We start from the raw sequence: 12,951 nt of genomic DNA on the forward strand, positions 1-12,951 counted from the left end.
CACGTGTCCCTCTCCTCCGCCCGGCTCCCGCCCGCCCGTCACGCCGGACGGACCACGCTGTGGATCGCCGACTCGCCGTCATAGTAGATCGACTCCTCGCGGACGTACGCGCCGGGCTTCGGGGCGTGGATCATCATGCCGTTGCCGATGTAGAGGCCCACGTGCGTGACGTCGTCGTAGAAGAAGACCAGGTCACCGGGCTGGGCGCTGGACACGGGGACCGTCGTGCCCGCGTTGACCTGGTCGTAGGTGACGCGCGGGATGTCGACGCCGGCGGCCTTCCAGGCGGCCTGGGTGAGCCCGGAGCAGTCGTAGGAGTCGGGGCCGGTGGCGCCCCAGACGTACGGCTTGCCGATCTGGGTGCGGGCGAAGGACAACGCCTTCTCGGCCTTCGTGGCGTACGACCCGTCCGGGGCGGTGGCGCCCTGTTCCTGCCCGCCCTGCTCCTGCTGCTGCGCGGCCTCCTCGCGTTCGCGCTCGGCCTCCGCCTGCTGCTGCCGGGCCAGCTCCTCGGCCTTGCGGGCGGCCTCCGCCTGCTTGCGCTTCTCGATCGCGGCGAGGCGGGCTTTCTCCTGCGCGGTCAGCTCGGACAGCAGCCGGCGCGCGTCCGCGAGCTTCTTCTGGACGGTCGACTTGGCGGTCCGCAGGTCGTTCTGCGACTCGGTGAGCGTCTCGAGGCTCCGCGTGGCCTCCTGCCGCTTCTTCATCGTCGCGGACTGCTCGGTGAAGTACTCGTCGACCGACTGCTTCTGACGTCCCGTCATACGGTTCATCAGCTGGGACTGGTCGAAGTAGTCCTGGGGCGTGTCCGCGAGCAGGAACGTCGCGGTGTCCGGGGCGGCGGCACCGGTGCGGTACTGGGCGGCGGCGTTGCGCCCCAGCTCCTCGCGCGCGTCGTTGAGCTTCTGCGTGCGCCGGGCGACGTCGTCGAGGAGGGTGTCGACGCGCTTGCGCTGCTTGGTCGTCTTCTCCTTGGCCGCGTTGTACTTCTCGGTGGCCGACTCCGCCTGGCGGTAGAGGTCGTCGACCTTCTTCTCGACCTCTTCGAGGCTCGGCCGGTCGTCGGCGGACGGGCTCGCCTGGGCCGTCTGGGACAGCAGGGCCACGGAGGTGAGGGCCGCGGTGGCCAGCGCGGGGGTCCGTATGCCTGCCACGCGCGTGCTGGAGGGACGCGACTTGCGGTGCGACGCCAAGGGAGGCGACTCCTTCCATGCTCCGCCTGCCGAGTTAGCTGTCGGGTTCGGGCGGGTGGTTCGGAAGGGTTGCCCTACGGCCGCTCCCCGGAGGGGAGGTCGGGCCGATTCACCCCAAGTTCGGTGGGTCCCCGGCTCCGGACGCTCCGGACTCGGCGGAGGCCGTGCGGCCCGGCGTCGTTCGCCGGTGGGGGTCGTACGGCCTGCCCGGCACGGTAGCCAACCGGTGTGGCCGCTGTGAAGGTTGATGTGCGATATGCCCGATACATTTTCGTGACCTTCGGTCAGGGGAGGGGGTGGAGGGGGATCGGGCGGGTGGCTGGTGCCGTCCTGATGCGGTCAGTCCCGTATGCGCGGGATGTGGCGGCATCGCATGATCTCCCCGAGCGATGTGTGGCGTGATGGGATGACTTCGTACCGTGACCGGGCGGCCGGGACGCCGGACCGGACGGTGTGATGTTCTCGAGGTGGCGGCCGGTTGTCGGTGGGGCCGCCTAGACTCGGAGAGCGATGAGCAGCCTCTTTGACGACAGCTTCCTGGCGGACCTCCAGGCCCCACGGGCCCACGGGGAAGAGCCCCCGCCACCGCCCGAGGTCGATCACACTCCGGAGTCGCTTCCGGACGATCTGTTCGGCGGGAAGTTCGACGTGCCGCCGGACCGCGACGCGTACTACCGCGACGGCGCCCCGCGCCCCGCCCTCGACGCCGCCGCGCTGCTGGAAGGCCTCAACGAGAACCAGCGCGCGGCCGTCGTCCACTCCGGCACCCCGCTGCTCATCGTGGCCGGAGCCGGGTCCGGCAAGACGCGTGTGCTCACGCACCGCATCGCGTACCTGCTCGGCGAGCGGAACGTGCACCCCGGCCAGATCCTGGCGATCACCTTCACCAACAAGGCCGCCGGCGAGATGAAGGAGCGCGTCGAGCAGCTCGTCGGACCGCGCGCCAACGCGATGTGGGTGATGACCTTCCACAGCGCCTGCGTCCGCATCCTGCGCCGCGAGAGCAAGAAGCTCGGGTTCACCTCGTCGTTCTCGATCTACGACGCCGCCGACAGCAAGCGGCTGATGGCGCTCGTCTGCCGGGACCTCGACCTCGACCCGAAGCGGTTCCCGCCCAAGTCGTTCAGCGCCAAGATCAGCAACCTGAAGAACGAGCTGATCGACGAGGAGGACTTCGCCGCCCAGGCCACCGACGGCTTCGAGAAGACCCTCGCCCAGGCGTACGCGCTCTACCAGTCGCGGCTGCGGGAGGCCAACGCCCTCGACTTCGACGACCTGATCATGACGACGGTCAACCTGCTGCGCGCCTTCCCCGACGTCGCCGAGCACTACCGCCGCCGGTTCCGGCATGTGCTGGTGGACGAGTACCAGGACACCAACCACGCGCAGTACGCCCTGGTCCGCGAGCTGGTCGGCACCTCCGAGCACCCCGTCGACGTACCGCCCGAGGCCGAGGTCCCGCCCGCCGAGCTGTGCGTGGTGGGCGACGCCGACCAGTCGATCTACGCCTTCCGCGGCGCCACCATCCGCAACATCCTCCAGTTCGAGGAGGACTACCCGGACGCGACGACGATCCTGCTGGAGCAGAACTACCGCTCCACGCAGACCATCCTCAGCGCCGCCAACGCCGTCATCGAGCGCAACGAGTCCCGCCGGCCCAAGAACCTGTGGACCAACGCGGGCGCCGGCGCGCGCATCACCGGCTACGTCGCCGACACCGAGCACGACGAGGCGCAGTTCGTCGCCGACGAGATAGACCGTCTGACCGACGCCGGGGAGGCGAAGGCCGGCGACGTCGCCGTCTTCTACCGGACGAACGCCCAGTCCCGTGTCTTCGAGGAAGTCTTCATCCGCGTCGGACTGCCGTACAAGGTCGTCGGCGGTGTGCGCTTCTACGAGCGCAAGGAGGTCCGGGACGTCCTGGCCTACCTGCGCGTCCTGGCCAACCCCGAGGACTCCGTCCCGCTGCGCCGCATCCTGAACGTCCCCAAGCGCGGCATCGGCGAGCGCGCCGAGGCCATGATCGACGCCCTGTCGCAGCGCGAGAAGATCAGCTTCCCGCAGGCCCTGCGCCGCGTCGACGAGGCGTACGGCATGGCCGCCCGGTCGACGAACGCCGTCAAGCGGTTCAACGCGCTGATGGAGGAGCTCCGCACGATCGTCGAGTCCGGCGCGGGCCCGGCGACGGTCCTGGAGGCCGTGCTGGAACGGACCGGCTATCTGGCCGAGTTGCAGTCCTCCACCGACCCGCAGGACGAGACCCGCATCGAGAACCTCCAGGAACTCGCGGCCGTCGCCCTGGAGTTCGAGCAGGAGGCGGCCGAGGGCGAGGAGTCCGGCGGGCTCGCCGCCTTCCTGGAGCGGGTCGCGCTCGTCGCCGACTCCGACCAGATCCCGGACGAGGAGGAGGACGGCTCCGGGGTCATCACCCTGATGACCCTCCACACCGCCAAGGGCCTGGAGTTCCCGGTCGTCTTCCTCACCGGCATGGAGGACGGCGTCTTCCCGCACATGCGCGCCCTCGGCCAGACCAAGGAGCTGGAGGAGGAGCGGCGGCTCGCGTACGTCGGCATCACGCGCGCGCGGGAGCGGCTGTACCTGACGCGCTCGGCGATGCGCAGCGCCTGGGGCCAGCCGTCGTACAACCCGCCCTCCCGGTTCCTTGAGGAGATCCCGCCCGCGCACGTGGACTGGAAGCGCAAGGGCGGGAGTTCGCCCCTGTCGTCCGGTCCCGCCTCCGGTGTGGCGGCGTCGCTGTCCTCGTCCCGCTCACGCTCCTCGGCGTCGGGCGCGTCCGGCTTCGCGACGCGGCGCACTTCGGAGAAGCCGATCCCGCAGCTGGCGGTGGGTGACCGGGTCACGCACGACCAGTTCGGCCTCGGCACCGTGATGGCCGTGAAGGGCACGGGCGCGAACGCCGAGGCGACGATCGACTTCGGCGACACCAAGCCGAAGCGGCTGCTGCTGCGGTACGCGCCGGTCGAGAAGCTGTAGCGCACGTCGCCGGACGCGAGTCGGCCCCCGTCGCCGGAAGGCGCGGGGGCCGCATTTCGTTCAGGTGCCGGCTTCGCCGGGCGGGTGTCCTACGAGGGGTCCAGGCCGTGGCTGCGCAGCCACGGCAGGGGGTCTATCGCCGAACCTCCGCCGGGCCGGACCTCGAAGTGCAGGTGCGGGCCCGTCGAGTTGCCCGAGTTGCCGGAGTACGCGATCGGGTCGCCGGCCTTGACGGTCGTACCGGAGGCGACGCGGTAGGTGGAGAGGTGGCAGTACCACGTCTCCGTGCCGTCCTTCGCGGTCACGATCATCATGTTGCCGTAGGCGCTGTTCCACTGCGTGCGGACGGTGCCGTCGGTCGCGGCCAGCACCGTGGTGCCGTACGAGACCGGGAAGTCGATGCCGGAGTGGACGGACATCCAGTTGATGCCGGCCTGGCCGAAGTAGGCGCTGAGGCCGTGCTGCGCGACCGGGATCGCGAACTTCGGGCGCAGCCGCTCCTTGCGGGCCGCCTCCTCGGCGGCCTTCCGCTTCTCGGCCGCCTGCTGGGCCTTGAGGTCGATGCGCTCCTGCGTCCGGCTGGCGCGGTCGGCGAAGTCGTCGGCGCCGGCGGACAGGCTCTCGAGCTGGTTGTCCAGCTTGTTGTTCGCCGCGGACGGCTTCACCGCGTCGCCCTCGGCGGCCAGCGTGGTGGGTTCCTTCTCGTCGGAGAAGTCACCGACGGACGCGGCGGCGATGCCCGCCACCCCCATCACACACGCCGACGGCACGGCGATCGTCAGCAGCGCGGAGCGCTTGGGAGGCGTACGGCGGCGGGAGCGCGCCCCGCCGCGGGAGGCGGCACGCGGCGCGGGGGCCGGAGCGATCTCCTCCTGGTCGTCCAGGAGCGGTTCGACGACGGGGAGCCGGCCCGTCGAGGCCGGGTCGGAGGCGTCCTGACCCTGCTCGTCGTAGCCGGACTCGTCCTCGTACGCCGCCGGGTCCTGGTACGCGGCCTGCTCGTCGTAGGCGGCCGGGTCGTAGGGCGCGTGCTCGACCTGCTCGAAGTGCGCGGGCGTCTGCTGGTCGAAGGATTCTGCTGCCGACTCGTACTCGTCGGCGGCCGGAGCGGCGCCGCCGCCGTCGGAGTTCCACTGCGTGGCGTCGTACGCGCCGGTGTCATAGGTCTGCGTGCCCCACTCCCACTGCTGGGTGGGGTCGGCCGGGGCGGCGCCGGTCGGGTCGGGCTGGAGCCAGGCCTGCGCGTCCCACTGCCCGGACACGTCATGGCCGTTGGCCTGCTGCGGGACGAAGTCGAGACGCTCGTGCTCGCCGGTCCAGGCGCCGGTGTCGTACGCGCCGGTGCCGTACGCGGTGTGCTGCTGATCGCCCGCGTAGGTGTCGTACTGCGTGGAGTGGGTACCGGTGGACCACTGCGTGGCGTCGTAGGCGCCCGTGCCGTCACCGGGGAGGCTGCCGAAGAGGGGATCAGCGTCGAACGTCGTGGTCGCGTGGCCGGCGGCATAGCCGGTGGCGTCGTAGGTGCCGTACGCGCTCGCGTCACCGTAGGGCGCTTCCTGAGTGCCGTACGACGCGTAGTGCGCCGAGGCGGCATCGGAGGCCGAGACCGGGGAGGTCATGGTCCCCGACGGGTGACGATCGTTCACCAACTTCTCTCTCGCCTCGACAACAGGGGCTGCCAGAGCAGTGCGGCGACTGTACCCGGCGGTACGTGGGCGCGACAATCTTCGCCAGGTTTTGGGCGCGCAGGAAACGGGCATTCGGCCGTGTTTTGGCGGTCAGTGGGCGCGACTTTGGCCTTGTGTTCGAAGGCTGTTCGAGGCCGAGTGGGTGTTCCTGGGGGTCGTTGGGCGGTCCTGAGGCGGATGGGGCGGGGCCTGGCGCTCCACGCAGCGTGATCGGCCGGCGCCCGACCGCTCACGCCACCGTCAGACCGCCGGCCTCCCGGGGCGTCCCCGCGTCCGTGTGGGCGGTGTCGAGGGCCTCCCGTATGCCCGTCGCCACGGCCGGGTGGACCGGCAGTGCGAGATGGCCGATGCCCGTGACGCGCACGTTCTGCGCCAGCAGGTCGGGGTGGTCGATACAGGCCGTCTCCAGCGGGACCATCAGATGGTCCAGGTCGCTCCAGAAGCTCACGAAGTGCGTACGGCAGCCGGGCGCGGGCCGGGCCAGCTCCTCGAGCAGGGCCGAGCCGGGGCGCATCTGACGCACGATCGGGTGCGCGTTGGCCAGCGGGGCCACGCTGGTGCCGGAGTGCGGTGTGCCGAGCGTGACCAGTGTGCGCACCCGGAGGTCGCCGCCGAGCCGCTGCACGTAGTAGCGCGCGATCAGCCCGCCGAGGCTGTGCCCCACGATGTCGACCCGGCTGCTGCCGGTGCGCTCGCAGATGCCCTCGACATGCCGGCCGAGCAGCTCGGCGGCGGTGCGGATGTCGCAGGTCAGCGGGGAGTAGTTGAGCGACTCGACCTGGTGCCTGCCGTGCTGGGCGAGACTGCGGCGCAGCAGGAGGAACACCGAGCGGTTGTCGATGAAGCCGTGCAGCAGGACGACGGGCGGTGCCTTCTCGGCCGGCAGCCGGGCGGTGTCCCGCGCGGGGAGCGTGCCGGGTGAGCGGCGCTCCTGGGCGATGCCGGATGGATACAGCAGGACGTGGCCGGCCAGGATCGCGATCTCCAGGGCGGTCGCCTTCAGCAGGGTGAGGGAGAGGCCGGCGAGCCCGCTGGGGAGCAGGCGTCGGCAGAGCGGGAGAAGGGGGAGTGCCCCGGTGACCTTCATGGCCGACCTCCTTGTGGCACGCAGGAAACGGCTCCGGCCCCCGTGTGCCCTCGTGGGAAGTCGCGGCGGAGGCGGCCGGCGGGTGGGCAGCGGAAGGGGAGCGGGGGTGAGCGAGGCGTGAGAGGTGCGCCGGCCCGGGCGGCCGTGCGGCGCCGATCGACGTTCCGGGGGCTTGCTGCCGGTGGGGCGACGAACTCCCGCTGTCGTGCCTTACCTGCCCTGTGTGCCCTTCGTGCCACCGCCGGCGTGTCGCATCACCACGGCGCGCCGTCCGGTGGCGCGGTGGTGCGACGACCTCGTTGCGGCTCCTTGTGCGCGGGGTCCCGTCCGCGACGCGCGCACCGGTCATCGACGCGGCGCGTGTGCCGCGATGCGTGGAACCTGCGCGGCGAACGTGTCCCACGTGTGATTTCCCCCTCGGTCAGCACCGCGAAACTGCCGGTTGCGGGATGCTGGAGATAACGTGCGTTCACTTCCGGGCAGCGTGGCCCGGGCGTCCGTTCGTTCGTCGCACGTCCGGCGCGGTACGGGCCGGAGCGGGTGACGGACAGTGCGATACGTGCGCCATGCATGACATGTAGGCCGAGCACGGCATACCTCATGGATGAGCGGTACGTGTCGGTACGGATGGATGTAGTCGCTTCATGGAGGCAGTGATGGGTGTGGCAGCCGGTCCGATCCGCGTGGTCGTCGCCAAGCCGGGGCTCGACGGCCACGATCGCGGGGCGAAGGTGATCGCGCGGGCGCTGCGCGACGCCGGTATGGAGGTCATCTACACCGGTCTCCACCAGACCCCGGAGCAGATCGTCGACACGGCGATCCAGGAGGACGCCGACGCGATCGGCCTGTCCATCCTCTCCGGCGCCCACAACACCCTGTTCGCCGCGGTGATCGACCTGCTCAAGGAGCGCGAGGCGGAGGACATCCTCGTCTTCGGCGGCGGCATCATCCCGGAGGCCGACATCGCCCCGCTGAAGGAGAAGGGCGTCGCGGAGATCTTCACCCCGGGCGCCACGACGCAGTCGATCGTGGACTGGGTCCGCGAGAACGTACGGCAGCCCGCGGGGGCGTGATCGCCGGCGCCGGCCTGGGGTGAGTTGGCTTGCTGGGTGGTGGCCTGGTGGGCGGCTGCCTGGTGGGCGGATGCCTGGGTGGGTGGTGGCCTGGTGGGCGGCGGTCTGGTGGGTGGGTGGTGGCCTGGTGGGCGGCGGTCTGGAGGGCGGCGGTCTGGAGCGCGGCTGCCTGGCTGGCGCCGCCGGCTGGGGGTGGCCGTTGCCGGGGTGGCGGTGCCCTGCGGCCGCTGCCGGTGGGTGACAGCGCCCTGAGGCCCTGAGGCCCTGAGGCTCTGAGGCTCTGAGGCCCTGAGGCCCTGAGGCGGGGCCGGGCCCCTGAGGCGGGGCCGGGCCCGGGTCCAACCGGGCCGGGGCCGGGCCCCGGGCAGGCCGACCCCGGCCCGCTGCTGGGGCTTGTTGCCTACGGGCAGTCGTTTCGGAACCGCCTCCCCGGGCTCGCGTCCCATCGGGCCGGGCCGGGTGCGGGCCGGGCCGCCCGCACCCCCGTGCCCTCAGCCCTGGGCCGCCTCCCCGCCGTCCAGTTCGGCGATCATCGTGGCGCGTAGTCGCAGCGTCGTCACCAGGCGCTGGAAGGACTCCGCCCAGTAGCCCGTCGCTCCGGGGGAGGCGTCCTCCGGTTCGTCCGGTATGGCGAGCAGGCCGTCGAGGCGGGTCGCCTCCGACGGGTCGAGGCAGCGCTCGGCCAGGCCCATCACCCCGCTGAACGACCACGGGTAACTCCCCGCGTCCCGCGCGATGTTGAGCGCGTCGACCACCGCGCGTCCGAGCGGCCCGCTCCACGGCACCGCGCACACGCCCAGCAGCTGGAACGCCTCCGACAGACCGTGCGTCGCGATAAAGCCGGCCACCCATGCGGACCGTTCGCCCCCGTCCAGTGTGGCCAGGAGCTTCGCGCGCTCCGCCAGGGACACCGCGCCCGGACCGCCCGCCTCCGGTGCCGCCGGTGAGCCCAGCAGCGCCCGCGCCCACGTGGCGTCCCGCTGCCGTACCGCCGCCCGGCACCAGGCCGCGTGCAGCTCGCCCTGCCAGTCGTCCGCCACCGGCAGGGCGACGATCTCCTCCGGCGTCCGCCCGCCGAGCCGTCCCGTCCAGGTGTCCAGCGGGGCCGCCTCCACCAACTGACCGAACCACCACGACCGTTCACCCCGGCCCGCCGGTGCCTTGGCCACGACGCCGTCGCGTTCCATGGCCGCGTCGCACTCGTGCGGTGCCTCCACGGTGAGCGTCGGCGCGTCCCCGGTGTGGTCCACGGCGACGCACGCCCCGGCCCGGACCGCCATCCTGGCCGCGAGCGCCGAGCCCGGCAGGGCGGACAGCAACTCGGCCGCCGTGGAACGGACGTTGCGGCTGCGGTCGCCGAGCGCCTGCTCCAGGAACGGCTCGTCCCCCGGACCCAGCCCGGCTCGCAGCGAGTCCAGGAACATCAGCCGGTCCTCGGCCCGCTCCGTCGCCCACGTCGTGGTCAGCAGCTCGCGCGCGGCCGACGGCTCCCGTGCGCGGATCGCGGCGAGCAGGGCGACGCGCTCCGCGAACAGCCCCTCCTGCCACAACTGCTCCACCTGCGCCGGGTCCTCCAGTGACGGGAGCGCGGTGCCCCCGCCGGGTGCCGTGCGCAGCGCGAACCGCCAGTCCGGGTTCAGCCGGGCCAGCCACACCGCGCGCGGGCCCGCGAAGGTCAGCGCGGCCGGCCGGAGATCCGTGCGTCCCCGCGCGGCGTCCAGCAGGGCGGGCAGCGCCTGCGCGGGAGGGGCGAAGCCCCGCTCGTTCGCCGCGGCCAGCCACTGCGGCAGCAGCTCCATGAGATCCGGCGCCGAACCCCGGCGGCCACCGCCCGCACCCGGACGGTCCGCCAGCAACAGCGCCAGCCGGCGGGCCGCCGCCGGAGGAAGCGCCGGACGCGGATCCTCGGGCGCGGGCCCCGGACGGTCCGCCGCGCGCGCGGGACGCAGCCCGGCCCGTCTGCGGACGGTCTCCACGGCCGCCCGGTCCAGCAGCGCGACCGGGGCCTCCTGGCCGGGCGGGCCATCCGGCGGGGTGCGCCGGTCCGTGCCGAGCAGCGCCGCCGTGACGAGCTCCTCCCAGGCGTCCGGCGCCGGGGAGTCCACGGGAAGGGAAGGGCTGTTCATGTCGTTCGACCCTCTCTGCCGATGCCGATGCCGATGCCGATGCCGGGGCCGTCGTGCCGGGGGCCGGCGGGGCGTGATGGGCGCGCGTCGCGGGACCGGCGCCGACGGGCCGTCACCACAGGCGCACCGCCTCTCCCGTCCCTTCCGCCCAGGCGGTGAGCGGTGTGAAACCGCGGTGGCCGCACTCGCCGAACACGGTGACCGGTGCGCCCCCCGACAGCGCGACCAGCCGCCACAGCCCGGGCCGGGAGCGGGCGGCCGCGGTGAGCGGCAGCGCCGAGTCCGCGTCGGCGTCCGCCAGTTGCCACCCGTCGCCGTCCGGGACGGGCACCACCCGGTCCAGGGTCACCGGCACCGAGTCCAGCCACGGATCGTGGCGCAGCGCCTCGCCGTACCGGGCGGCCGCCTCCGCCGTCGTCACCCCGGGCGGCCGGACCTCCGTGGGCGCCGGCGGCGCGAACTGCTCGCCCAGGGCCGCCCGCACCTGCCCGGCACCCCCGTACGCCGCCACCTCCGCGTCGAGCGCGAGCCCCACCGGCAGCGACAGCTCCGGGGCGCGGCCCGCCGCACCGTAGGAGAGGAGGAGGGCCGTACGGCCCGAGTCGGCGCCGTGCAGCCAGATCCGGCGCGTCGTCAGTTTCACGTCCGCCGTGTCGTACTGGGCGAGCACCAGCCAGCGGTCGCGCACCGGCGGACCGTCCGCCGAGGACGGCAGGCCGATCCGGGAGCGGACCGTCTCCGCCAGCTCGCCGGGCAGGCGCTCACGGCCCAGCCAGCCCTGGTCGAGAAGGTGCACCAGCGCGCACTCCTCCAGCAACCGCACCGGCCAGCCGGGGCCCGATGCCGGTATCGCACCCAGCTCCCGCACCCGCGCGGCCAGCCCCGGCGCCTGGGCGTCGACCATCCGGGCCGCCGTCTCCTCCCACAGCCCGTACCCCGCCTGCTCCGCGCCCGCGAGGCCGCCGCGCAGCAGGTCGGCGAGCCGCTGCTCCAGCTCCGTCGCCCCCGCGGTGACCCGCAGCGCCCGGCGCTCGGCCCGGCGCCGCGCCGCCTCGGGATCGGCGGCGGCCCCGGACGAGCCGGCCGGGCCCGCCGCCCGCTTCTCCTGGGCGCGCTGCCGCCGGCCCGCCAGCCACTGCTCCGCCCAGTCCGGCGCCTGCCCCTCCGGCACGACCCCGTCCCCGCCCGCCCAGAGCAGCAGCAGCCCGAGCGCGTGCTTGCACGGGAACTTACGGCTGGGACAACTGCACTTGTACGCGGGCCCGGACGCGTCCGCGAGGTCGATCACCGTCTGATACGGCTTGCTGCCACTGCCCTTGCACAGTCCCCACACCGTCCCCTCGTCGGAATTCCCCGCCTCGGACCACGGCCCCGCCGCCCCGAGTTTGCTTCCCGCTTTGCGTGATGCGGCGTCAGGTGCCAGTGCCAGCACCTGGTCCGCGGTCCAGCGCACCCCCTGCTGAGTCATGTCTCCGACCGTAGATCCCGCCACTGACAATCGGTCCGGCCCGACGGCCCGTGACCGCGTTCTCGCAGGTCAGGACGCGTTGTCAGTGCGGTGGTGCAGGGTGGGACCCAGATCCGAACCGGCTGAGCTGGAGGGGGACTTTGCCATGACTGTGTCCGTTGAGCCGACGTCCGTCGACACGGGGGCGACGGAGGAGGCCCAGGCGTTGCGACCGCACGCCGAGGACGCCTTCGCCCACGAACTGGCCGCGCTGGCCGCGCAGGACGACCGTCCGCGCCCGGCCCGCTGGAAGCTGTCGCCGTGGTCCGTGGCCACCTATCTTCTCGGCGGCACTCTCCCGGACGGCACGGTGATCACCCCGAAGTACGTGGGCCCGCGCCGCATCGTCGAGGTCGCCGTCACGACGCTCGCCACGGACCGCGCCCTGCTCCTGCTCGGCGTGCCCGGCACCGCGAAGACCTGGGTCTCCGAGCATCTGGCCGCCGCGGTCAGCGGTGACTCGACGCTGCTGGTCCAGGGCACGGCCGGCACCCCGGAAGAGGCCATCCGCTACGGCTGGAACTACGCGCGGCTGCTCGCGCACGGCCCCAGCCGGGACGCGCTGGTGCCCAGCCCGGTGATGCGGGCCATGGCGGAGGGGATGACGGCGCGGGTCGAGGAGCTGACCCGTATCCCGGCGGACGTGCAGGACACGCTGATCACGATCCTGTCCGAGAAGACCCTGCCCATACCGGAGCTGGGGCAGGAGGTGCAGGCCGTCCGCGGGTTCAACCTGATCGCCACCGCCAACGACCGGGACCGCGGGGTCAACGACCTGTCGAGCGCGCTGCGCCGCCGTTTCAACACGGTCGTGCTGCCGCTGCCGGAGAGCGCCGACGCGGAGGTGGACATCGTGTCCCGCCGCGTCGACCAGATCGGACGCTCCCTCGATCTGCCGGCGTCGCCCGACGGCATCGACGAGATCCGCCGGGTGGTCACCGTGTTCCGTGAGCTGCGCGACGGGGTCACGGCCGACGGCCGGACGAAGCTGAAGTCGCCGAGCGGCACGCTCTCGACGGCCGAGGCGATCTCCGTCGTCACCAACGGCCTCGCCCTGGCCGCCCACTTCGGCGACGGCGTGCTGCGGCCGGGGGACGTCGCCGCGGGCATCCTCGGCGCCGTCGTCCGAGACCCGGCCGCCGACCGGGTCATCTGGCAGGAGTACCTGGAGGCGGTCGTCCGGGAGCGGGACGGCTGGACGGACTTCTACCGCGCCTGCCGGGAGGTGAGCGCGTGAGCGACGACCTCGGATGGGGTCGCCCCGGCGGGGGTTCCAAGCCGGG

General features: G+C 72.9%; 8 protein-coding genes and 1 riboswitch. Of the genes, 3 read left to right on the forward strand and 5 right to left on the reverse strand.

Annotation, left to right across the window (positions count from 1 at the left end; translation table 11 throughout):
- Nucleotides 1-38: 38 nt before the first annotated feature.
- Nucleotides 39-1,193, reverse strand: a complete 1,155-nt coding sequence (locus F8R89_RS21525) for a C40 family peptidase (protein WP_151785464.1) — start codon at nucleotides 1,191-1,193, stop codon at nucleotides 39-41.
- A gap of 8 nt (nucleotides 1,194-1,201) precedes the next feature.
- A riboswitch (cyclic di-AMP (ydaO/yuaA leader) is annotated at nucleotides 1,202-1,361 on the reverse strand.
- A 342-nt stretch (nucleotides 1,362-1,703) separates the two neighbouring features.
- On the opposite strand from F8R89_RS21525, the gene pcrA reads away from it, so the two are divergent.
- Nucleotides 1,704-4,187 (forward strand): DNA helicase PcrA, encoded by a 2,484-nt coding sequence (gene pcrA, locus F8R89_RS21530; RefSeq protein WP_151785465.1) that lies wholly within the window; start codon nucleotides 1,704-1,706, stop codon nucleotides 4,185-4,187.
- An 89-nt stretch (nucleotides 4,188-4,276) separates the two neighbouring features.
- On the opposite strand, the gene F8R89_RS21535 is transcribed toward pcrA, so the two are convergent.
- Both F8R89_RS21535 and F8R89_RS21540 read right to left on the reverse strand, forming a co-directional pair.
- The gene (locus F8R89_RS21535) at nucleotides 4,277-5,806 is read right to left on the reverse strand and encodes a M23 family metallopeptidase (RefSeq protein WP_225994647.1); all 1,530 of its coding nucleotides are present in this window, start codon (nucleotides 5,804-5,806) and stop codon (nucleotides 4,277-4,279) included.
- A gap of 298 nt (nucleotides 5,807-6,104) precedes the next feature.
- The gene (locus F8R89_RS21540) at nucleotides 6,105-6,962 is read right to left on the reverse strand and encodes a lipase family alpha/beta hydrolase (protein WP_151785467.1); all 858 of its coding nucleotides are present in this window, start codon (nucleotides 6,960-6,962) and stop codon (nucleotides 6,105-6,107) included.
- Between the two features lie 656 nt (nucleotides 6,963-7,618).
- Here F8R89_RS21540 and F8R89_RS21545 point away from each other — a divergent pair.
- Entirely contained in the window at nucleotides 7,619-8,035 is a 417-nt protein-coding gene (locus F8R89_RS21545) for a cobalamin B12-binding domain-containing protein (RefSeq protein WP_062663918.1), read from the forward strand.
- A 491-nt stretch (nucleotides 8,036-8,526) separates the two neighbouring features.
- Here the strand turns inward: F8R89_RS21545 and F8R89_RS21550 are convergent, their stop codons facing one another.
- Together F8R89_RS21550 and F8R89_RS21555 are read right to left on the reverse strand one after the other, a co-directional pair.
- On the reverse strand, nucleotides 8,527-10,161 hold the full coding sequence (locus tag F8R89_RS21550) for a DUF5691 domain-containing protein (RefSeq protein ID WP_151785468.1): 1,635 nt from the start codon (nucleotides 10,159-10,161) through the stop codon (nucleotides 8,527-8,529).
- Between the two features lie 112 nt (nucleotides 10,162-10,273).
- On the reverse strand, nucleotides 10,274-11,629 hold the full coding sequence (locus F8R89_RS21555) for an SWIM zinc finger family protein (RefSeq protein ID WP_151785469.1): 1,356 nt from the start codon (nucleotides 11,627-11,629) through the stop codon (nucleotides 10,274-10,276).
- A gap of 145 nt (nucleotides 11,630-11,774) precedes the next feature.
- On the opposite strand from F8R89_RS21555, the gene F8R89_RS21560 reads away from it, so the two are divergent.
- Nucleotides 11,775-12,905, forward strand: coding sequence for an ATP-binding protein (locus F8R89_RS21560; protein ID WP_151785470.1), 1,131 nt, complete (start codon nucleotides 11,775-11,777; stop codon nucleotides 12,903-12,905).
- Nucleotides 12,906-12,951 lie beyond the last annotated feature (46 nt).

The sequence above is a fragment of the Streptomyces sp. SS1-1 genome (assembly GCF_008973465.1).
Taxonomy (GTDB): domain Bacteria; phylum Actinomycetota; class Actinomycetes; order Streptomycetales; family Streptomycetaceae; genus Streptomyces.